General features: G+C 60.8%; 19 protein-coding genes. 15 read left to right on the top strand and 4 right to left on the bottom strand.

The window, feature by feature from the left end; genetic code table 11:
- Positions 1–219: 219 nt before the first annotated feature.
- From C9413_RS05110 to C9413_RS05100, 3 genes are read left to right on the top strand one after another with little or no spacing between them, the layout of a single operon-like run.
- Positions 220–696, top strand: coding sequence for a (2Fe-2S)-binding protein (locus C9413_RS05110; protein ID WP_040116393.1), 477 nt, complete (start codon positions 220–222; stop codon positions 694–696).
- On the top strand, positions 693–1,676 hold the full coding sequence (locus C9413_RS05105) for a xanthine dehydrogenase family protein subunit M (protein WP_040116392.1): 984 nt from the start codon (positions 693–695) through the stop codon (positions 1,674–1,676). Before C9413_RS05110 ends, C9413_RS05105 begins: the two co-directional genes overlap by 4 nt.
- On the top strand, positions 1,673–3,967 hold the full coding sequence (locus C9413_RS05100; RefSeq protein ID WP_040116391.1) for a xanthine dehydrogenase family protein molybdopterin-binding subunit: 2,295 nt from the start codon (positions 1,673–1,675) through the stop codon (positions 3,965–3,967). Before C9413_RS05105 ends, C9413_RS05100 begins: the two co-directional genes overlap by 4 nt.
- A gap of 87 nt (positions 3,968–4,054) precedes the next feature.
- Here C9413_RS05100 and C9413_RS05095 read toward each other — a convergent pair whose 3' ends face one another.
- Positions 4,055–4,516, bottom strand: coding sequence for a helix-turn-helix transcriptional regulator (locus C9413_RS05095; RefSeq protein WP_040116390.1), 462 nt, complete (start codon positions 4,514–4,516; stop codon positions 4,055–4,057).
- 316 nt (positions 4,517–4,832) lie between these two features.
- Here C9413_RS05095 and C9413_RS05090 point away from each other — a divergent pair, with 316 nt between their 5' ends.
- The 7 genes from C9413_RS05090 to scpA all read left to right on the top strand — a co-directional run bounded on the left by C9413_RS05090 (position 4,833) and on the right by scpA (position 13,362).
- Positions 4,833–6,035 (top strand): MFS transporter, encoded by a 1,203-nt coding sequence (locus C9413_RS05090; RefSeq protein ID WP_040116389.1) that lies wholly within the window; start codon positions 4,833–4,835, stop codon positions 6,033–6,035.
- Positions 6,036–6,192: 157 nt separating this feature from the next.
- Positions 6,193–7,548 carry an LLM class flavin-dependent oxidoreductase gene (locus tag C9413_RS05085; RefSeq protein ID WP_040116388.1) on the top strand — a complete coding sequence of 452 codons (1,356 nt, stop codon included), beginning with the start codon at positions 6,193–6,195 and terminating at the stop codon, positions 7,546–7,548.
- 12 nt (positions 7,549–7,560) lie between these two features.
- Positions 7,561–8,403, top strand: coding sequence for an ABC transporter ATP-binding protein (locus C9413_RS05080; protein WP_052451908.1), 843 nt, complete (start codon positions 7,561–7,563; stop codon positions 8,401–8,403).
- A 23-nt stretch (positions 8,404–8,426) separates the two neighbouring features.
- Positions 8,427–9,491 (top strand): ABC transporter substrate-binding protein, encoded by a 1,065-nt coding sequence (locus tag C9413_RS05075; protein ID WP_170250242.1) that lies wholly within the window; start codon positions 8,427–8,429, stop codon positions 9,489–9,491.
- 22 nt (positions 9,492–9,513) lie between these two features.
- On the top strand, positions 9,514–10,332 hold the full coding sequence (locus tag C9413_RS05070; RefSeq protein ID WP_040116759.1) for an ABC transporter permease: 819 nt from the start codon (positions 9,514–9,516) through the stop codon (positions 10,330–10,332).
- A 1-nt stretch (position 10,333) separates the two neighbouring features.
- Positions 10,334–11,104: an ABC transporter permease gene (locus tag C9413_RS05065; RefSeq protein ID WP_040116386.1), complete on the top strand. Its 771-nt coding sequence runs from the start codon at positions 10,334–10,336 to the stop codon at positions 11,102–11,104.
- Between the two features lie 119 nt (positions 11,105–11,223).
- The gene (gene scpA / locus C9413_RS05060; RefSeq protein WP_040116758.1) at positions 11,224–13,362 is read left to right on the top strand and encodes a methylmalonyl-CoA mutase; all 2,139 of its coding nucleotides are present in this window, start codon (positions 11,224–11,226) and stop codon (positions 13,360–13,362) included.
- A gap of 277 nt (positions 13,363–13,639) precedes the next feature.
- Here scpA and C9413_RS05055 read toward each other — a convergent pair whose 3' ends face one another.
- From C9413_RS05055 to C9413_RS05045, 3 genes are all read right to left on the bottom strand, one after another.
- Complete coding sequence (locus C9413_RS05055) at positions 13,640–14,704, bottom strand: PHB depolymerase family esterase (RefSeq protein ID WP_223844108.1); 1,065 nt, start codon at positions 14,702–14,704, stop codon at positions 13,640–13,642.
- Between the two features lie 119 nt (positions 14,705–14,823).
- On the bottom strand, positions 14,824–15,990 hold the full coding sequence (locus C9413_RS05050; protein ID WP_170250243.1) for a fumarylacetoacetate hydrolase family protein: 1,167 nt from the start codon (positions 15,988–15,990) through the stop codon (positions 14,824–14,826).
- Between the two features lie 194 nt (positions 15,991–16,184).
- Complete coding sequence (locus C9413_RS05045) at positions 16,185–16,829, bottom strand: ThuA domain-containing protein (protein WP_040116383.1); 645 nt, start codon at positions 16,827–16,829, stop codon at positions 16,185–16,187.
- A 175-nt stretch (positions 16,830–17,004) separates the two neighbouring features.
- On the opposite strand from C9413_RS05045, the gene C9413_RS05040 reads away from it, so the two are divergent.
- The 5 genes from C9413_RS05040 to C9413_RS05020 all read left to right on the top strand — a co-directional run.
- Complete coding sequence (locus C9413_RS05040) at positions 17,005–17,403, top strand: VOC family protein (protein WP_040116757.1); 399 nt, start codon at positions 17,005–17,007, stop codon at positions 17,401–17,403.
- Positions 17,404–17,549: 146 nt separating this feature from the next.
- A complete protein-coding gene (locus C9413_RS05035; RefSeq protein WP_040116382.1) occupies positions 17,550–17,804 on the top strand; it encodes a DUF2934 domain-containing protein in 255 nt (84 codons plus the stop codon).
- 201 nt (positions 17,805–18,005) lie between these two features.
- A complete protein-coding gene (locus C9413_RS05030; protein WP_223844169.1) occupies positions 18,006–19,289 on the top strand; it encodes a cytochrome c in 1,284 nt (427 codons plus the stop codon).
- Positions 19,286–19,780 carry a (2Fe-2S)-binding protein gene (locus tag C9413_RS05025; protein ID WP_040116381.1) on the top strand — a complete coding sequence of 165 codons (495 nt, stop codon included), beginning with the start codon at positions 19,286–19,288 and terminating at the stop codon, positions 19,778–19,780. Before C9413_RS05030 ends, C9413_RS05025 begins: the two co-directional genes overlap by 4 nt.
- The coding region (locus C9413_RS05020) for a molybdopterin cofactor-binding domain-containing protein (protein ID WP_170250240.1) at positions 19,780–21,289 on the top strand (1,510 nt) is incomplete at its 3' end. The genes C9413_RS05025 and C9413_RS05020, both read left to right, overlap by 1 nt.

The following is a 21,289-nucleotide window of genomic DNA, read 5'->3' as shown; positions in this document are numbered from 1 at the left end:
TAGTTTAATCGGAGGCGCCTCCGTTTAACCTGAGGGCCTTGCACCTGTTATCGCAGAAAGAGGCGGAATGTCATGTCTCAATTGCGCAGGCGCCACGAGGTGAAAGCAGATCCCGCAGAGACCGAAACCAGATTTTAGCTGGCGCAGGCGCTTTGCAATTCAAGACCCGGCTATTTTGAATGACGGCGCAAAATTCCTCCGTCGAGGCAGGAGAACACCATGACCCGGACAATCAACCTCAGGCTTGATATCAACGGTGCATCGCACGCGCTTGCTGTCGATCCACGCGTGACGCTGCTCGATGCATTGCGTGAACATCTGGCGCTGACCGGCACGAAGAAAGGCTGCGACCACGGGCAGTGCGGCGCTTGCACCGTCCATATCGACGGCAGGCGCGTGCTTGCCTGTCTCACGCTTGCGGCCCAGGCCGAGGGGCGGCAAGTCACGACAATCGAAGGCCTCGCCGCGGCAGACGGCACCCTTCATCCGGTGCAGGCGGCGTTTCTTGAGCATGATGCTTTCCAGTGCGGCTATTGCACGCCGGGCCAGATCATGTCGGCGGTTGCCTGCATTCGCGAGGGTCATACGGGCTGCGATGGCGAGATCCGTGAATATATGTCCGGCAATCTCTGTCGGTGCGGGGCCCATAACAGCATCGTCGCGGCGGTGCGCAAAGCTGCGGAGATGGCGCGATGAAAGAGTTTTCCTATTTGCGCGCATCGTCGGCCGATCAAGCCCGTGAGGCGGCTGCCCGGCAAGGCGCGATGGTCATTGCAGGCGGCACCACCCTGCTCGATCTTGCCAAATGCGGCATTGCCGCGCCGGAAACGGTCGTCGATATCACATTTCTTTCCGGACTGGACGCAATCTCGTCCAACGAGACAGGCGTTACGATCGGCGCACTTGCCAAGATGAGCGAGGTCGCCGAGCATCGCGTCATAAGAGAAGCGTTCCCTGCGATCTCGCAATCGCTGTCGCTGGCGGCATCCGCCCAGCTTCGCAACATGGCGACGATTGGTGGCAACCTCCTGCAGCGCACCCGCTGTCCGTATTTCCGCGACCCGGCGGTCTTCAAGGCCTGCAACAAGCGCGAGCCGGGTTCGGGATGTTCGGCGATCGGCGGAATGACCCGCAACCACGCCGTGCTCGGCACCAGCGAGCACTGCATCGCCGTCAATCCCGGCGATCTCGCGGTGGCTCTCGTCGCGTTCGACGCGGTGATCCATCTGGGCGCGCGGCAGATTGCTGTCGACGACTTCTTTCTGACTCCGGGCAACACGCCGCACCTGGAGCATAAAATTGAACGCGGTGAACTCATCACCGCCATTTTCATCCCCGCCTCGCAAGCAGCCCGAAGATCGATTTATCTCAAGGTCCGCGACCGGCAATCCTACGAATTTGCTGCCGCCAGCGCTGCTGTCGGCCTCGAGCTGGAAGAGGATGGTAAAACGATCCGCGACCTTCGTGTTGCGCTCGGAGGCGTTGCGACAAAACCGTGGCGCGCCCGCGCGGTCGAACGCGCCTTGGTCGGCAAGACCGTCGAACCGGCGGCGATCGCAAAAGCAAGCGTGCTTGCCATTGAGGGCGCCATCGACCATGGCGCCAACCGGTACAAGATCGACCTGGCGCCACGTGTCGTTGCTCGCGCCATAGAAAGATTGGGAGGTCTGCTATGACCGTCATGGAACCGAATATCAAACGCGGTGATGCAGCAGATGGCGTGCTCGGAGGCCGCCTGTCGCGCTTGGATGGACCGGCAAAGATCACCGGCAAGGCAAACTACGCGCTCGAAAATCAAATCGACGGCGTCGTTCACGGCGTGATGGTCCAGAGCACGATTGCGGCAGGCACAATCAGCTCGATGGACATTTCTGCAGCTGAGGCATCGCCTGGCGTGCTGCTCGTGCTGACCCCGGACAACATCATGGAGCTGAAATCGGCAACCACCTGGGCCGGCACGCCCGGTCCTGAAGGTCCTTATCTCGCGCTGACCAACGAGATTACCTTCAATGGGCAGCATGTTGCAGCCGTGTTCGCCGAAACGCTCGAACAGGCGACCGCTGCCGCGGCGTCGATCAAGGTGAGCTACGTCGAGAAGCCGGCCATCTTCGGCTTCGATGATCCAGGGGCCGGGGAGGGTATTGCGGTCGAGCAAATGACGATTGAGTGGGGTAACGCCGAACAGGCGCTGGCTGAAGCTGCTGTTCGGATCGAAGCTGAGTATAGGACACCGCGTGAATACAACGTGCCGATCGAACCCCACGGGCTAATCGCCAAATGGGACGGCGATGTGCTGACGCTTTGGGAACCGAGCCAATGGGTGGATGGCATGGCGCGCAGCTATGCCGAGTGGTTCGAATTGCCCTTCGAGAATGTGCGGATCATCTCGCCCTATATCGGCGGCGGTTTCGGTTCCAAGGCACTCTCGTTGCCGCACGCGGCAGTTGCGATCATGGCCGCAAGGAGGCTCGGCCGTCCCGTCAAGCTCGCGGTCACCCGCGCGCAGACATTCACTGCCTTCGGCGGCCGCCCTGCCACCCGGCAAACGCTGGCGCTCGGCGCAACGAAGGAAGGAAAGCTGCTCTCGATCGTTCAGCGCGGTGCTAATGAAACGGCGATGACGGGTGCGGCCGTCGAGCCGCTCGGTGCCGTCACCTCGATCATGTATGACGTGCCGAACTTCAGCTCGAGGCAGAACATCGTGCCTGTGCATACGGTTCTGCCCGGCGCGCTTCGTGCTCCCGGCGAAAATCCCAGTGCATGGGGTCTTGAGTCGGCAATCGATGAACTCGCCTATGCCGTCGGCATCGACCCCGTCGAGATCCGTTTGCTGAACTATGCCGAGCAAGACCCGCATGCCAAGATCCCTTGGTCGACGAGACAACTGCGCGAAGCCTTTGCCGTGGGTGGCGAAGCCTTCGGCTGGTCGAAGCGCTCGCCAAAGCCGTGTTCCATGCGGGACGGCAACGCGCTGATCGGCTGGGGTGTGGCGGCAGGCACCTATCCGGTACGCCGCACGCCCGGTGAGGCACTCGTGCGAATCCTTGCCGATGGTACGGCGGAGATTGCAAGCAGCAGCATCGACATGGGCCAGGGGACCTATACCATCATGGCCCAGACTGCTGCTGAAGTCCTTGGCATCCCCGTCGAGAAGATCCACGTCAAGCTCGGCGACTCGGCCTTGCCGCGAGCGCCCGTCGCTGGCGGCTCGCAGCTTGCAAACCTGATGACGGGTGCCGTTCATAAGGCCGCCCTTGCCGCGCGCGACGAGTTGATCGGGCTTGCTCTCAACGATGTGAATTCGCCGTTCCGGGACGCGCAGGCCAATACGCTCACGATCTCCGAGGGCCGGATCCTGCCGCCGAGGGGAGAAGGTGAAGGCGTTGCGATTGCAGACTTCATGCGGCAGATCGGCCGTGAGAAGGTCGAGACGCTGCGTGACACGCTGCCGGAAGACAAACGGGATGGAAAGGACCGCTACGACAACTTTACGACGATGATGACGATGAAGGCGCCGACTGAAGGCGGCTATTCGCTCCATAGCTGGTGTGCGCATTTTGTCGAGGTTCGCGTCGACGAGGATTTCGGCACGGTCCGCGTCTCGCGCATGGTTTCCGCGCTCGATTCGGGAAGGCTCTACAACCCGAAGCTCGCCGAAAGCCAGTGGCGCGGCGGCATCATCATGGGCATTGGCCAGGCGTTGCTGGAGGAAGGGATTGTCGACGAACGATATGCCCGCGTGATCAACAACAATCTGGCCGACTATCTCGTGCCGACCAATTCGGATGTGCCCGATCTTCAGGTGATTTCCGTCGGCATCCCCGATTACCGTGCCTCGGTGCTCGGCGGCAAGGCTGTTGGCGAATTGCCAATCGTCGGGGTGGCACCTGCGATCGCCAACGCGGTCTTTCACGCAACCGGCAAGCGCATCCGTTCGTTGCCGATCACGCTGGAGAAGCTCATCTAGGCTGAGCACTGCGAATAAAGAACGCTCCCACGGCTCCGGCAGGGCCCGGCCGGGGAGCGTTGCGGTTCTCCCGGCAGCGGTTTTTCCTCAAGCGTCGAGCGCAGCGCTCGTCTCAGAATTTGCCGGATCGACAGTCATATCCCGGCGCTCTCCGGCCTGGGCCATCGCCTTGACGAGGGAAAGGACCTTTTCACGCACGGTTGGGTCGGTGATCTTCAAGAAAGCGCGATTAAGCGCCAGCCCTTCCTTCGAACGCAGGAATTCTCCGACCGGGTCGAAATTTTCGGAGGGCTCCAGTCCGTCGAGGCTCAGCGGCTGCGCGGCGTCCTGCTGGAAGAAGAAGCTCGGCGGTACGGCAAGCACTTCGGCAATCTTTTGCAGCCGGCTTGCGCCGATGCGGTTCATGCCCTTCTCGTATTTCTGCACCTGTTGAAAGGTAACGCCGATCTGGTCGGCCAGCCGCTCCTGGCTGAACCCCAACAGCAGTCTTCGCATCCTCACGCGCGAGCCCACGTAGACGTCGATTGCATTAGGAGCTTTTGCGTTCATTTTTGGGTTCCATGGACTGTGTTGACGGGGCGCCCTTGCGAGGCGGCATTTCGGGCAGAATGATAGTGTATGAGCACATAGGAAAATTCAATTGGTACTTTCTTGTGGCGGAATCATTCATGCAGCAATACAGGCGTTCCAGCGAAATTAAAGCATCGGCGTACCAAACTTGGGAAAACTGGGCTGTAACTGACGCGCAAGTTGCGGTAAATGCTCTGCTTGCGGCGCCGGGAGCTTCCCCAAGGCTCCAGTCGCCGGATTCATCTTATGAAGAAGTAATCGGCGGCCCGCGCAGCGGTCCGCGGGAGAAATGCCTATGGCCGTATTGAGCGAGACTTCCCCGCGTTTTGAGAAGACGACGATGTCGATCCTCGTGGCTGTCAGCTTCTGCCATATGCTGAACGACATCATGCAGTCGCTGCTTTCCTCGCTTTATCCGCTCTTCAAGGCAAACTACGATCTCGATTTCGTGCAGATCGGACTTCTGACGATGACGTTCCAGGTCACGGCTTCCCTGTTGCAGCCCTTTGTGGGGATCGTCACCGACCGCTGGCCGATGCCTTACTCCCTGCCGGTCGGCATGGCCAGCACCTTCTGTGGCCTGATCCTGCTCGGCAATGCCGCAAGTTTCGAATTGTTGCTGGTGGCTGCGAGCCTCATCGGTTTTGGTTCGGCCGTCTTTCATCCGGAATCGTCGCGCGTTGCGCGTCTTGCCTCCGGCGGCCGTCACGGTTTTGCGCAATCCTTCTTCCAGGTCGGCGGCAATGCCGGCCAGGCCATTGGGCCGCTGATTGCCGCCTTCGTGGTGCTGCCGCTCGGCCAGCACAGCGTCTCCTGGCTCTCCGCCATCGCGATGATCGGCATCGTCGTGCTCGGCTGGGTCGGCAACTGGTTCATGAGCCACCGCCGGCAGAATGCCGGAAAGCCTGCGGTGAGTCGTGCGCTGCCATTGCCGCAGAACAAGGTGATCGTTGCGCTCATCATTCTCGTCTTGCTGACGGCGACGAAGAATGTCTACATGGCGAGCGTGTCGAGCTACTTCACATTCTATGTCATCGACAGATTCCAGCTCGATGTGCAGCAGGCCCAACTGATGCTGTTCCTCTTCCTCGGTTCGGTCGCTGTCGGCACCTTCCTCGGCGGGCCGATCGGCGATCGCTTCGGCTCCCGTTTCGTAATCTGGTTCTCGATCCTTGGGGTTATTCCCTTCGCGTTGCTGCTGCCTTATGCAAACCTCTTCTGGACTGGAATCCTCAGTGTCGTGATCGGCCTTGTCTTTGCCTCTGCGTTCTCGGCGATCGTCGTCTTCGCGCAGGAACTCGTGCCGGGTCGTGTCGGCCTGATCGCCGGCGTCTTCTTCGGCTTCGCCTTCGGGGCGGGGGGACTGGGCGCTGCCTTCCTCGGCGATTTCGCCGACAGTCACGGCATCGAGTTCGTCTACCGGATCTGCTCGTATTTGCCGCTGCTCGGCCTGCTCACGATTTTCCTGCCGCGCATCCCGAGGCACAAGGCCGTCTGATCCGGCCACCCCCAATCTCGACCGCAATGCTTTCCCGCCCCGGTGTGAAAGCCCTAGAGATTTAATTTCCCGGATCAAACCGTAATAGAATACTATTTCTATGGATTATAGTCATTGTTGTTAGGCTTTCCGGATCGCCATTGCCGAGGAGAGCAACATGACCGACATTCGCCGAGAGCTCAAACTTGGAGCCTTTCTCTATCCGACGGGCCACCATGTTGCTGCCTGGCGCCACCCGGACGCACAAGCCGATGCCGGCTCCAACTTCGCCCATTATGTTGCGCTTGCGCGGGCTGCCGAAGCTGCAAAATTCGATCTCATCTTCATGGCGGATGGTGTCGGTACCCGCGGCACGGACATCGAAGCGCTGAGCCGTACCGCCATCCGCTACGTCGCGCAGTTCGAACCGATCACCCTTCTTTCGGCACTTTCCGCCGTAACCACGAATATCGGTTTTGTGGCAACCGCCTCCACGTCCTACAACGAGCCTTATCATATTGCCCGCAAATTCGCCTCCCTCGATCACATCAGCGGCGGTCGGGCTGGCTGGAACCTCGTTACTTCGTCGAGTGAACATGAGGCCCATAATTTCGGTCGCGACGAGCACTATGCCCATGCCGAGCGCTACGAACGAGCCGAGGAATTCGCCGACGTGGTTCGCGGCCTTTGGGATACCTGGGAGGAAGATGCCTTTCCTCGCGACAAGGGAAGCGGCATCTATTTCGACCCCGACAAGCAGCATATCCTCAATCACAAGGGCAAGCATTTCAAAGTCCGCGGGCCGCTGAACGTTGCCCGTGCGCCACAGGGACATCCGGTGCTGGTTCAGGCAGGTTCCTCCGAGCCCGGCCAGGAACTTGCCGCCCGCACCGCGGACGTGGTCTTCACCGCCCACCAAACGACCGAGGATGCGCGCGCCTTCTATGCGGACCTCAAGGGCAGGCTCGCAAAATACGACCGCAACCGCGACGATCTGAAGGTCATGCCCGGCATCTTCCCAGTCGTCGGGCGTACCGAGCAGGAGGCGCAGGACAAGTTTCAACAGATCCAGAACCTCATCCACCCGGCCGTCGGGCTGTCGATGCTCGCTGGCATGGCAGGCTCGATCGATCTGTCGCAATACCCGCTGGACGGCCCAGTGCCGGAGCTTCCCGAAACCAACAGCAGCAAGAGCCGCCAGAAATTGCTGCTCGATCTTGCGCGCCGCGAGAACCTCACCATCCGCGACCTTTATCTTCGCATCGCCGGCGCCCGCGGTCATTACCAGGTCGTCGGAACGCCGGTGCAGATTGCCGACAAGATGGAGGAGTGGTTCACGACGGGTGCTGCCGACGGCTTCAACATCATGCCGCCGCATCTGCCGGTCGGCCTTTACGATTTCATCGAGCATGTTCTGCCGGAGCTTCGCCGCCGCGGCCTTTTCCGCAGCGACTACGAAGGCCGGACGCTTCGTGAAAATCTCGGGCTCGGCGTGCCGCACCATCCGGCCCGCGCCCAGATCGCTGCCGAATAAGGGGCAAACAACATGACCAGTTCGACCCATATCGAAATCCGCAGCGTCACCCGCGATTTCCAGGTGAACGGCAGCAAGCTCACCGCACTCGACGATATCAGCCTCGATGTCGCAGAGGGTGAATTCGTGACGATCGTCGGCGCCAGCGGCTGCGGAAAATCGACGCTGCTGCGCCTTGGCGCCGGACTCGATACGGCCTACGACGGCTCGATCGCCCATGCCGGAAAAAGAGTAACCGGTCCCAGCCTCGACCGCGGCATCGTCTTCCAGGAGCCACGGCTGTTTCCCTGGCTGACCGTCGGCCGCAATGTTGCGCTCGGGCTTGAGAACGCCGGCCTTGGCAAGGCCGAAAAGAAGCGTCTCGTCGAGGAGCATCTGGAGCTGGTCGGCCTGTCGGCCTTCGCCGATGCCTATCCGCACCAGCTGTCGGGCGGCATGGCCCAGCGCGCAGGCATTGCCCGCGGGCTTGTCAACCGGCCGAACGTGCTTTTCCTCGATGAGCCCTTTGGCGCACTCGACGCGATCACCAAGACGCGGCTGCAGGACGAGCTTCAGGACATCTGGGCGAGCGAGCGCATCACCATGATCCTCGTCACCCATGATGTGGAGGAGGCGGCCTATCTCGGCGACCGCGTCGTCGTGATGTCGCCACGTCCCGGCCGCATCCGCGAGATTGTGCCTGTCGATCTGCCGCGGCCGCGCGACCGGACCTCGGCAGCACTTTCTAAAATCCGCAACCGCGTGCTCGAAAGCCTCGGCACCACGACGAAGGCTGGCCCACAGCAGAGCCCCGGTGTTCCCTCGAAGGCCCGCAAGGTGGCTGGACTGCGTTCAGCCATTGCCGCTGCCGGCTAAATCTGTCGAAACGGAGAGAAATCATGAAACTTGCATCCCTTGCCGCAGGCATTGCGCTTGCACTTGGCCTCTTCACTGATGCGCTAGCTGAGGAACCGATCGTCATTCACGTCGGCTATGCGGCAATCGGCGTCGATAACCGGCCTTACTCGGAGGGCACATCGGCGGCTACGGCGCGTGCTGGTGAATACCTGGAGAAGGAGTTCGCAAAAGATTCGAACATCAAGATCGAATGGACATTCTTCAAGGGCGCCGGCCCGGCGGTCAATGAGGGCTTTGCCAACGACCAGCTCGATTTCGCCTACCAGGGCGACCTGCCCTCGCTGATCGGGCGGGCAACCGGCTTGAAGACCAAGTCCCTGCTGGCAAGCGGTGCGCGCAAGCCACTCTATCTTGCTGCCGCAAAAGCCTCCGGCATCAAGAGGATCGAGGACCTGAAGGGACGCAAGATCGCCCTGCAGCGCGGCACGAACGGTCATCTTGCCGCCATCAAGGTGCTTGCGGCTCACGGACTGAATGAGCGCGACGTGCAGGTCGTCAATCTCGACAGTGCCGGAACGGTCGCTGCGCTGACGAGCAAGGACATCGACGCAGCCTTTGGCGACACGCAGCTCATCAACCTGGCGGCCAAGGGTGCAGCCGACATCATCTACACGACCAAGGGCGATGATCCGCGCTTTGGTCGCAATGCCGGCGTGATCGGCCGCCAAGCCTTCATCGAGGCGCATCCGGAAATCACGCAGCGCGTCGTCGATGCCTTCGTCAAGGCGGCGAAATGGTCGTCCGACGAGCCAAATCGTCCCGCGCTTTTCGAACTCTGGCACAAATCCGGCACGCCGGTTCCGATCCTGGAGGAATATTTCAGCAACGACACGCTGGCTTACCGCAACTCACCGCTCATCGATGACCTGCTGGTGTCGCAGTACAAGGAGCAGGCGGTAAAGGGCAAGGAGTTCGGTCTCATCCGCCGCGATGTCGATCTCAACGGCTGGTTCGAGCCGAAATACTTGAACAGTGCGATCGAACGGCTCGGCCTCAAGGATTTCTGGCAATCTTACGGCGCAGATGGAAAACCTCACGCATCGTGAGCTGACGCAAACGGAGACGGGCATGGCTGCATTCTTCGAGGCCGCCGGCGATGCCGGCATTCGCATGGCGCGACGACGGCGAAGCCGCGTCGTCTTCGGCGTCGCCGGTCTGGTCCTGCCTGCCGCGCTTCTCGGCTTCTGGTGGGTGGCCTCGGCAAAGGGCTGGCTTGCAGAACAAATCCTGCCGCCGCCTTTCATCGTCTATGAGACGGCGCGCGACATGATCGCAAGTGGCGAACTACTCTTTCACGCCGGCGTCAGCCTTCGCCGTGTCATGATCGGCTTTGCAATCGGTTCCCTGGCCGGGCTTTGCCTCGGTATCGCGATCGGCCTGTCGCAGAAAATCGAAGACTATGTGAAGCCGCTCTTCCTTGCCTTTGCGCAAATCCCGACGCTCGGCTGGATCCCGTTGCTGATGCTTTTTGTCGGCATCGGCGAAACGCTGAAGATCATCATCATCGCCAAGGGAGCGCTCGTGCCGATGACGCTGAATACATGTTCGGGCATCCGTGGCGTACTGCCAAAATACGTCGAGGTCGGCGAAGCGCTGTGTTTCGGCCGCTGGCAAAGATTGCGGCTGATCGTGCTCCCGGGCGCCGTCCCCTCGATCTTTACGGGCGTCCGCTACGGTCTAACCCATTCCTGGACCTCGCTAGTCGGGGTCGAACTGCTCGCTTCGTCCGAAGGACTTGGCTATCTGCTCGTCTGGGGCCGGCAGATGTTCTGGCTCGATACGGTCATCGTCGCCATGATTGTCATCGGCCTCGTCGGCTTTGCCATGGACAAGGGCTTGGATCGCACCGAAATGCTGATCCAGCGCTGGAAACGTCAGGAGATATGACATGACCGTGGCACTCTCCGCCCGCTTCCGCCGCGGCGTCACACTGCCGGTCCTTCTTCTTGCTGCATGGGAGGTATCGGCCCGCACTGGCCTTGCCGACCCGCGGTTCCTGCCTTCTCTTAAAGATGTGGCGCTGACGGCCAAGCGTGAGATTTTCGACAACGGCCTCTTTGCCGAACTCGGCTTTTCTTTGATGCGCAATATCGCCGGTTTCTGGATCGGCACCGTCCTAGGCATCGCGTTGGCAACGCTGCTTGCGCTCTCGCGTCCCGCCGACCGGCTGATCTCACCCACCTTCAACGGCATGAAGCAGATTTCGCTGCTAGCCTGGATCCCGCTCATCTCCGTCTGGTTCGGCTTCGGCGAGCAGGCGAAGATCGTCTTCGTGGCACTTGCCGCCTTCATCCCGATTGTGCTCAACACCTATGAAGGAATGCGCAGCGCTCCCGCCGATCTCATTGAAGTCGGCCGGGCGCTGAAATTCACGACCCGCCAACGTATCTTGCGCATCCATCTGCCGTCGGCCATGCCGTCGATTGCCACCGGCGTGCATCTCGGGCTGATCTACTCCTGGCTTGCGACGGTGGGCGCTGAGTACTTCCTCGCCGTCGGCCCGGGCATCGGCGGCCTGGTCATCGCCGGCCGCGAGCGTTTCGACATGGCTCTTGTCATGGTCGGCGTGTTCGTCCTCGGCCTGGTCGGCTTCTCGCTCAACCGTCTCGCCTATGCGCTTGAATCCTACCTCCTGCGCTGGCGGCCGAGACGGACGTGATAGGCGCCACGCTGGACATGGAAATCGCCAGTTTCCTGCGTAAATTATCCGAAGGCCCTATCGCGCCGTATGCGGTTGGAGTGATAGCGTGCGGCCAAAAGGAAATGCCGGAGGAAAACATGGCCAAGAAGACGACCGCGGACTGGGCGGCATTGGCGGAGAAGGAGCTGCGCGCTCCGCCTGAGACGCTGACCTGGCACACCCCGGAAGGCATCGACGTCAAGCCGCTTTACACGGCCGCCGATATCGAAAGGGCGGGGCATCTCGACTCCCTTCCGGGATTTGCACCATTCGTCCGGGGTCCGCGTGCGACGATGTATGCCGGCAGGCCCTGGACAATCCGCCAGTATGCCGGTTTTTCGACGGCCGAGGAATCCAACGCCTTTTACCGTCGCAATCTCGCCGCCGGCCAGAAGGGCCTCTCCGTCGCCTTCGATCTCGCCACCCATCGCGGCTATGACAGCGACCATCCGCGCGTCGAGGGTGACGTCGGCAAGGCCGGTGTGGCAATCGACTCGGTCGAAGACATGAAGATCCTCTTTGACGGCATTCCGTTAAACGAGATGTCCGTGTCGATGACCATGAACGGCGCGGTCATTCCGATCCTTGCCTCTTTCATCGTCGCAGGCGAGGAGCAGGGCTGCGCAAGGGGCGAGCTTTCCGGCACCATACAGAATGACATTCTCAAGGAGTTCATGGTCCGCAACACCTATATCTATCCGCCCGAACCTTCGATGCGGATCGTTGCCGACATCATCGAATATACGGCGAAGGAAATGCCGAAGTTCAATTCGATCTCGATATCCGGCTACCACATGCAGGAGGCGGGTGCGACACTGGTTCAGGAGCTTGCCTTCACGCTGGCTGATGGCCGCGAATATGTGCGCGCCGCAATCGCCAAAGGTCTTAATGTCGACGACTTTGCCGGACGTCTTTCCTTCTTCTTCGGGATCGGCATGAACTTCTTCATGGAGGCGGCGAAGCTGCGCGCCGCCCGGCTGCTCTGGGCGCGGATCATGGAGGAGTTTTCGCCGAAGAAATCGTCCTCGTTGATGCTGCGCACCCATTGCCAGACCTCGGGTGTGTCGCTGGCCGAGCAGGATCCCTATAACAATATCATCCGCACTGCCTTTGAAGCGATGTCGGCGGTGCTGGGTGGCACGCAGTCGCTGCACACCAATTCTTTCGACGAGGCGATCGCGCTACCGACGGAATTTTCCGCGCGCATCGCCCGCAACACGCAACTCATCCTGAGCCATGAGACAGGTGTCACCAGGGTCGTCGACCCGCTCGCCGGCTCCTATTATGTCGAGAGCCTGACGCAGGAACTGGCAGACAAGGCATGGGCTCTGATCGAGGAGGTCGAGGCACTTGGCGGCATGACACGCGCAGTCAACGAAGGCCTGCCGAAGCGGTTGATCGAGGAAGCCGCCGCGCGGCGGCAAGCTGCGGTGGACAAGGGCGATGAGGTTATCGTTGGCGTTAACAAGTACCGCCTCGAAAACGAAGAGCCGATCGACATCCTGGAAATCGACAACAGCGCCGTAAGAGCCGCACAGATCAAGCGGATCGAAGAGACGAAGCGCCGGCGCGACAGCGCCGAGGTCGCCCAAACGCTCGCGTCGCTTGTCGATGTCGCTCGCAGTGGAAAAGGCAATCTCTTGGCTGCGGCCGTCGAAGCGGCCCGTGCGCGCGCCACCGTGGGCGAGATCTCCGATGCCATGCGGAAAGCCTTCGGCGATCACGCCGCGACGCCAAAGGTCATCAAGGATGTCTATGGCGAAGCCTATCGCGACGAGCCGGAGCTTGCGGTCTTGAAGAGCCGGATGTCGGACGTCAGCGCGGCGCTCGGCCGCAGGCCGAAGATCATGGTTGCCAAACTTGGCCAGGACGGCCATGACCGCGGCGCCAAGGTGATCGCATCGGCGTTCGGCGATATCGGTTTTGACGTGCTTGCCGGTCCGCTTTTCCAGACGCCGGAAGAGGCGGCACAAATGGCAATCGGCGAAAACGTCAACGTCATCGGTGTGTCGTCGCTTGCCGCCGGCCACAAGACGTTGCTGCCGCAGCTCGTCGATATCCTGAAAGCAAAGGGGGGCGGAGATGTCATCGTCATTTGTGGCGGCGTCATCCCGCGCCAGGACTATCAGTTTCTGGCTGATCACGGTGTGTCTGCCGTTTTCGGCCCCGGCACGCATGTGCTCGACGCGGCCAACTCCGTGCTGGATCTTATGCAGGGAATCCGGCGCAACCAGTAGTTCCTGCCCGGCATTTGCCCGCTGTTGCAGGCGATCGGCAGGATTTGACTTGCGTGATATTTTTATACGCGCAGGCCAAGCGGGAAGGGAAAATCGCCGAACCTACGTCGCCTGCCGGATGTTGCCGCGCCAATTTTTTTGCCGGCTGCCACCGCGGTGACCGCCAGATGGGGCGCAAAGCTTAGGCTTGCTGCATCGGTTTCGAGGAACCGATGGATCGGCGGCAAGTGGCGACTATCGCCAAGGCAAGAGCCGTTGCTGGACTGCCGGCAGGAGGTTAGCGAAGCAGCCCGGCTGCGCGTAGCGCGTCATTGATGATTTTGCCAACCCGACTGTCGCCGGGCTCCGGTTGAGGGCTTTGTCGCTTGCTCGCGCCAGCCAATTTCCGATCGCCAGATCCCTCGGCAGCGGCGAACTCTGTTGCTTCGACATCGGAATCAGAAGCGAGGCCCCAACTGCGCGCAATGCGTGCGGTTGACGAAATGCCCGCCTCAAGCATGTAGGGCCCCGGTCGGCCGAACGAGGAGCCGCCGTGGGTTGCAAGCGGAAGGCCATGCGCCATGCCTTTGATGGAATAGGTTTCGATGACCGTTCGCCCGTCGGCATCGAACCAGACCTTGTGCTGGTGCCCATTAGACACTTCCGTGCGATCCGGCTCTTTACGTGTCGTGTGAACGGCGCTCCACTGATCCACGATCTGATCTGCATTCCTCGGTCGCACTGTTTGATCATGCGTTCCATGCCACACGGATACAGTCGGCCACGGACCTGCGTGATGTCCGGCACGCCTCAACGCGGACCGCAGCTTCGGGGCGCTCGACGGATTTCGCCCCTGCATTTGTGCGAACGCTTCTGCAACATTGGCGGCCGCGCCATAGGGAAGACCCGCGATGATCGCGCCGCCGGCGAACATCTCAGGATAGGTCGACAGCATCGCGTTCGCCATGGCGCCACCTGCTGAAAGGCCCGTCACGAAAACCCGGTTGGGATCGATGCCCTGTGACTGAACGACATGTGCGACCATTTGGCTGATGGATGCGGCTTCGCCCGCACCGCGTCGTGCATCCCCGGGTTCAAACCAATTGAAACAGAGGTTCGGGTTGTTCGAGTGCTGTTGTTCGGGATAGAGAACCGCAAATCCCCGCCGCTCAGCGAGCTGCGACCATCCAGAACCCAGCGCGTATCCTTTAGCAGTCTGGGTGCAGCCATGAAGTGCTACGACGAGCGGGGTTCGCGTATCCATATGTGTCGGGAGGAACAGCCAAGCCTTGAGCGCGCCGGGATTGGGTCCGAATGCTGCGATCTCGACAAGGCGTTCGTCTGGTGAATCTCGAAAGGACACATGCTTCTCCTTGAGCCAACAAAGGCGCCGAGGATACATATAGGGATGATTGCTGCAGTGCACAAATGCAGGGGGCCAATTGCCGCAGATCCAGGCGGCCGAACTGGACGGAAGCGATGTCAGGCGTGAAGCAGCCCGCGGGCGGCGAGGTTTGCCATCAAAGCCGAAATGCCGAACGTCCATGGGGGGCATTCGGTGGAAAGGCGAACGGTATTGACAAGCGTGCCGAGCCCAGATGAGGAGATCTCGACCACATCCCCGACCTTGTGCGTAAAGCCCTGGTTGGGGGTGTCGCGGTCCTGCGTCGGGGCAAACAGCGTGCCGAGGAACAGCATGAAGCCATCCGGATACTGATGATGAGCCCCGCAGGTCTGCCGGACGAGATCGGTCGGGTCGCGGCTGATCTTCGACATTGAGCTCTTTCCGTTGAGAACGAAGCCGTCCTGGCCGGTGACTTTCAGGTCAAGTTCGGCCTTTCGGACCTCGTCGAGGTCGTACGTGGCGTCGAACAGGCGAACGAAAGGACCGATGGAGCAGGAGGCGTTGTTGTCCTTCGCCTTGCCGAGCAGCAGCGCCGAGCGGCCTTCGACATCGCGCAGATTGACGTCGTTGCCGAGGGTCGCGCCCTTGATTTCGCCGCGGCTGTTGACCGCAAGCACGATTTCCGGTTCCGGATTGTTCCAGGTCGAAATCGGATGCAGGCCAACATCGGCACCCCAGCCGACGGAGGAAAGAACCGGCGACTTGGTAAAGACCTCGGCATCCGGGCCGATGCCGACTTCGAGATATTGCGACCACATGCCTTCGTCAATCAACGCCTGCTTTACCTTTGCCGCTTCCGGAGAGCCTGCTTTGATGTTGGCGAGGCTGCCGCCGATCAGTGTGCCAACGAGGCTCCGGATCGAGGCTGCGCGATCCGGATTGCCGGCAGCTTTTTCCTCAATGACGCGTTCGATCATCGATTGGGCAAAGGTCACGCCGCAGGCCTTCACGGCCTGAAGGTCTGCTGGCGCCAAGAGATAAGGCCTGCCAGCATCCGGCCGGCCGGTGCTGTTTGCTGCCACTGTTTCGAGTGAAGCAAGCCGTTTGCCATCCGCTTCGCGCACGAAACCTGCCGGGTCGGCTTTCTCCAGAAGCGCGCTCAATGTCGGCACTTGCCTGGACGTTATGTCGACTATTTCTCCGTCGCGGATTGTGACAACCGCCGGACCGGCTGCCTGCGGATTCCAGACGCGGCCGACAAACAGGCCGCCCGATGAGGCGTCGTCGAGAAGCTGAGGCATGATGATCTTCCGTCGCAGTTTTTGCTCATGTGATTAGAAATTCGCCGCCCTCCAGCAGCGCCGGAAAATCGATCACATCTGTCGGGGCGGGGCAAGGTCAAAAATACGATCGCAAGCAGTTTGAGAAGTCTTTGGCAAACTGGTGAGGCAGCACATCATTCAGAACTGACCACTGCCCGCGCCGGACCGATACGGGTCTACCGGCGTGCAGCCCAGGCAAGGCCGCGGCGAAGAATGAGACGCATGTACGGATGGTCGAATTCGGCGGCGACATGGCCAAGTGCTGAATAAAAGACGCGGCCCGCGCCAAAATGGCGTTTGAAGACCACCGGCATGACGACATTGCGGGCCGCCTCGTCATATTCGCCGGTGAACGTGGTGGTCGCCAGAATTTCAACGGACGGATCGTAGTGCAGGTAATACTGCTCCGAGTGGTAGTCGAAGTCCGCAATGCCCTGCATCAGCGGATCGTTTTGTCGGCTCACGTTCACGCGAAAGTCGATGATATTGCCCGGATGAGAAACCCAGGTGACGCCCGAAACATAGCGGAACGGTGCACTTTCCTTGAAGGATGTCGCGAGTGCGCCATGATGACCGCCGAGGCCAAGGCCGTCACGAACAGCCATGACCAGCGCATTTGCGTGCGCCTTTTCCAACTGCTCCCCTGTGATGATCGGAACAAGCAGATCGGCTTTAGCAATCACCGGCGAGCCGAAGATGTCGAGATCGCCGGTAATCTCAACTGAAAAGCCGTCTTCCCGCAAAAGTTCGCCGACGACGCTTGCGCATGCTTCCGGTTCGTGGCCCTGCCAGCCGCCCCAAACGATAATCGCTTTGCGCATGCCCTGCCTCCCGGCTTTCGATGGTTAGATCGTGACGTCGTGGCTTTTCCAACCAGATAGCGCCCGATTTCATCGACCGCAAGCCAGGTCGCTTCGATTGCCATCACACGATTTAGTCTTGACGGCGGCGATGGACCGCAGTCAGCTCGAGCATTATCTGTGGGAGGAATTTCGAATGCTGAAATCCTTTGAGCATATCGGCATGACGGTCAGCGATATGGACCGTGCCGTCGCCTTTTATTGCGGTCTCCTCGGCCTTCGGCTGCATCTGCGCAAGACGATGCCGGATGGCTCGCACATTGCTTTTCTCGATGCCGGCGGTGGCATGCTGGAGGTCTTCGCGCCTGCAAGCGGCGCGGTGCGGGCAACCGACATACCCGAGGGTGCCGCCGGTCTGCGCCATCTTACGTTCCTGTTCGGCAGCGTCGCTGAAACCTTCGCAAAGCTCGAAGCGGCCGGAGTTGAGGTGAAGGAGCGCCCGCGTCTTGCTTACAACTCCGAGATTCTGCACAAGGTCGCTTTTCTGCGCGATCCCGACGGCATTCTCATCGAGCTCGCCGAGCGGACCGATTGAGGCAGTTGCTCGGCAACTCCAGTATCTGAGCGGTGCTGCTGTTTCCCGCGTGATACCGCGCTTCCGGTCTGAGGCGAAGTAACAACTCCGTAAGCGAAATCTGGCAACCTCCAGACGAATATTTTTCTCCATTTTAGTTGGGTGTCATGGTTTACAACAAGGAAGATTGGATCAGCCAGCGCGCATATGCCATATGGGAGGCGGAAGGACGCCCCTGCGGGCGCGAGGCCGAGAACTGGCAGCAGGCGGCGGCCGAGTTCGAACAGCTCCAAATGACCAAGGCGTCCGTCGATGGAACTGACCTGATCGAGATGCTGCGCGCCACCGGACGTCTTATGCGCACCAGCGACAATCACCAGGCTCGGATCATTGAAGAGCGCGCCACCATCGCCAAACGCTAGCGATACCAGCACCTATTTCGGGAACAAATTCCTGCTCCTTGCGTTTTGTGCAGTTCGGTTTGCACTCCTGGGAGGGTCATATCGGCAATGCGAGCCATCAGACTGCTGTCGACGATCCTTACCCTCTTCATCGTTTTCGGTCTCGCATTCTTTTTTCTTGCCTGGCGCCCCGAAATCAAGCCGCAAAACCCTTCAGAGGCCATGCGCTTCGATAACGCACTGATCGCCAGGGGATCCAGCCTCGCGGCGGTCGGAAACTGTATCGCCTGTCATACGGTCCCGGGAAAGGAAGCTTTTTCCGGGGGGCTTAAACTGCCGACGCCTTTCGGGATTATTTATTCGACGAACATCACGCCGGACGATGAAACCGGTATCGGACGCTGGAGCGAGGCGGCCTTCCAACGCGCCATGCGCGAAGGCGTGGATCGAAAGGGCGATCATCTTTATCCGGCATTTCCCTATGATCATTTTACCCGCGTCACCGACGAGGACAACAAGGCACTCTATGCCTTCTTGATGACGCGCACGCCCGTCAAGGCGACGGCACCAAAAAACGAGCTACCGTACCTCCTGCATGTCCGCCCGATCCTTGCCGCCTGGAAGCTGGTCTTCTTCGACAAGGGCGCTTTCGCGCCCGATCCGCAGAAAGGCGAGGAATGGAACCGCGGTGCCTATCTTGCCGAAGGCCTCGGCCACTGCGGCGCTTGCCACACCCCTCGCAACGCCTTTGGTGCCGAGGAGCGCGGCAGGCACTTCGGCGGCGGCGAGGCGGAAGGCTGGCAGGCTTATGCGATTAATGCGCAAAGCCCCTCGCCGATCCCGTGGGACAAGGGTTCGCTCGCGTTCTATCTGCGTCATGGCTACCACGCGTTCCACGGCGTCTCGCGTGGTCCGATGGCTGAAGTCACCGGCAATCTCAGTGCGCTTTCCGACAGCGATATCAATGCAATCGCAGCCTATGTCGCCTCGATCATGGGCGAACCGTCTGGCGAACGCGTTCAAAGAGGCGAGGAACTGAAGAAGCAGTTCGTTCCGGAACAGGATGGCGTGGTGACGGCTGCAATCGACGAGACCAAGGCGTCGGCCGAACTTGCGTCTCATCCGGGTGCAGCCATTTATGGCGCGGCTTGTGCGACCTGTCACGAGTCCGGCCGCGCCGCGCCGTTTGGAGGACTGAATTTCAATCTCAGCACCGCCGTCAACGCGCCCAATCCGCAAAATATTGTCAATGTCGTGCTTTTCGGCCTGCCACCGGCCGACGGTGAGCCAAGCGCCGTGATGCCCGGCTTTGCCGGGGCATTGAATGACCAGCAGCTCGCCGATCTGCTCGACTTCATGCGCCGGCGCTTTACGACGCGCGATCCTTGGCCCGATTTGCTGCAACGCGTCAACCGCACACGGTCCGGTGAATATTTTGTCGCCGTCCGCCCCTCGGAAGGAATTGAACGAGCGCCGTCCAATGTCGGCGCGAAGGAGCCGAGATGACAACGCTCAACGTCAACGGACACACTCACGAGGTCGCCAGCGAGCCCGACACACCATTGCTTTACGTGCTCCGCAACGAGCTTAATCTCAACGCCGCAAAATTTGGCTGCGGCCTTGGCCAATGCGGCGCCTGCACCGTCATGGTCGACGGCCAGGCGGTGCTTTCGTGCGTGACGCCGCTCATCGTCGTCGAAGGCAAGGAAATCGTGACCGTGGAAGGGCTTGGAACAGCTGAAAAGCCCGGACCGCTGCAGGCGGCTTTCATCGAGAAACAGGCGGCGCAATGCGGCTACTGCATTCCCGGCATGATGATGAGCGCAGCAGCGCTTCTGAAGCAGAATGCCACGCCGACTGACGAGGAAATCCGATCGGCGTTGCGGACCAATCTCTGTCGCTGCGGCACACATATGCGCATCCTTGCGGCCATCAGGCGTGCGAGTGAACTGATGGAAGCTGCCGGGCTTCCGGCCGCCAAAAGGAGTGCCGGATGATGGATATTCTCACCAGACATGAAATGAGCCGGCGCGGCCTGCTTGCCGGTACCGGCGCTCTTATCGTCAGCTTTTCCGTGATCCGTGCGCTGGCCCAAGAAATACCGACTGCGGCGCCCGAAAAGCCGAAGTTGCCGGGCAGCCTGGATAACGACGGCTATCTCGATAGCTGGATAAGGATCGAATCTGACGGCAAGATCACCGTGTTTACCGGCAAGGTGGAGCTTGGACAGGGGATCGGCACGGCCCTCATCCAGGTCGCCGCAGAGGAACTGGAAGTCGATCCCTCAGACATCACGCTCGGGACCGCCGATACGGGGCGCACCCCCGACGAAGGGTTCACGGCAGGTAGCCAGTCGATGCAGAACAGCGGTACTGCCATCCGCAATGCAGCCGCGCAGGTTCGCGAGCTGCTGATCGCCGAGGCAGCGCGCCGATTTAACCTGCCCCCGGACCAGCTCAGGGCGAAAAAGAAAAGCGTCTCCGGACCGGACGGCAGATCGGCGACCTATGGCGCGCTGGTGTCGGGCCAGTTCCTGCACGTCGAAGCCCAGCCGCAATCGAAACTGAAACAGCCCGACGCGATGAGCATCGTCGGTCGTGATGTGCAGCGCATCGACATCCCGGGCAAAGTCACCGGTGCTGCAGCCTATGTGCAGGACCTGCGCCTCGAAGGAATGGTGCACGCGCGCGTAATCCGTCCGCCGAGCTATGGTGCAACATTGAAAGACATCGACGCCACGGCGGCCGCCGCCATGGCTGGCGTCATCTCGGTCCTCCGCGACGGCAGCTACCTTGCCGTCGTGGCGGAGAAAGAATGGCAGGCGATCAAGGCCATGCGCGCCGTCGAAAAAGCGGCGCGGTGGGACGAACCTGCAACGCTACCGGAACAGAGCGATCTTGCCGGCGCTCTCACAGCTCTGGAAAGGGAGGTCGGCACAGTGGCCGAATCCGGCCATCCGAGCTTCCCGAACGGCGCGATCTACGAGGCAACCTTCACGCGGCCCTACCAGATGCACGGTTCGATCGGTCCTTCCTGTGCGGTCGCGCATCTGAAGGCCGACGGCAGCCTCGATATCTGGTCGCACACGCAGGGGGTTTTCCCCGATCGGAGTGCGATTGCCCAGATGCTGGCGATGCCGGAGGAGAAGGTGCGTGTCATCCACATGGAAGGGTCCGGCTGCTACGGGCACAACGGTGCTGACGACGCAGCTGCCGACGCAGCACTCATCGCCATGAAAATTCCCGGCCGTCCTGTGCGTGTCCAGTGGATGCGCGAACAGGAGCATATGTGGGAACCTTACGGGCCTGGCATGGTGTCCAAGGTCCGGGCATCGCTTGATGCAAGCGGCAGGATCGACAACTGGACCTATGATGTGTGGAGCAATAGCCATAGCACGCGCCCCGGCAATGCCGGCTCGTTGCTTGCCGGCCGCGCCAAGGAACAGCCGACGCCCTTAGAACCGTCGAAACTCAGCATCAGTCCCAATGGCAGCGGCGATCGGAATG

Origin of the sequence: Rhizobium sp. SEMIA 4085 (genome assembly GCF_013004495.1) — a bacterium.
In the GTDB taxonomy this organism is placed as follows: domain Bacteria; phylum Pseudomonadota; class Alphaproteobacteria; order Rhizobiales; family Rhizobiaceae; genus Rhizobium; species Rhizobium gallicum.
Note: the sequence above shows the minus strand (reverse complement) of the source record. Positions and strands in the feature narration are given on the sequence as shown.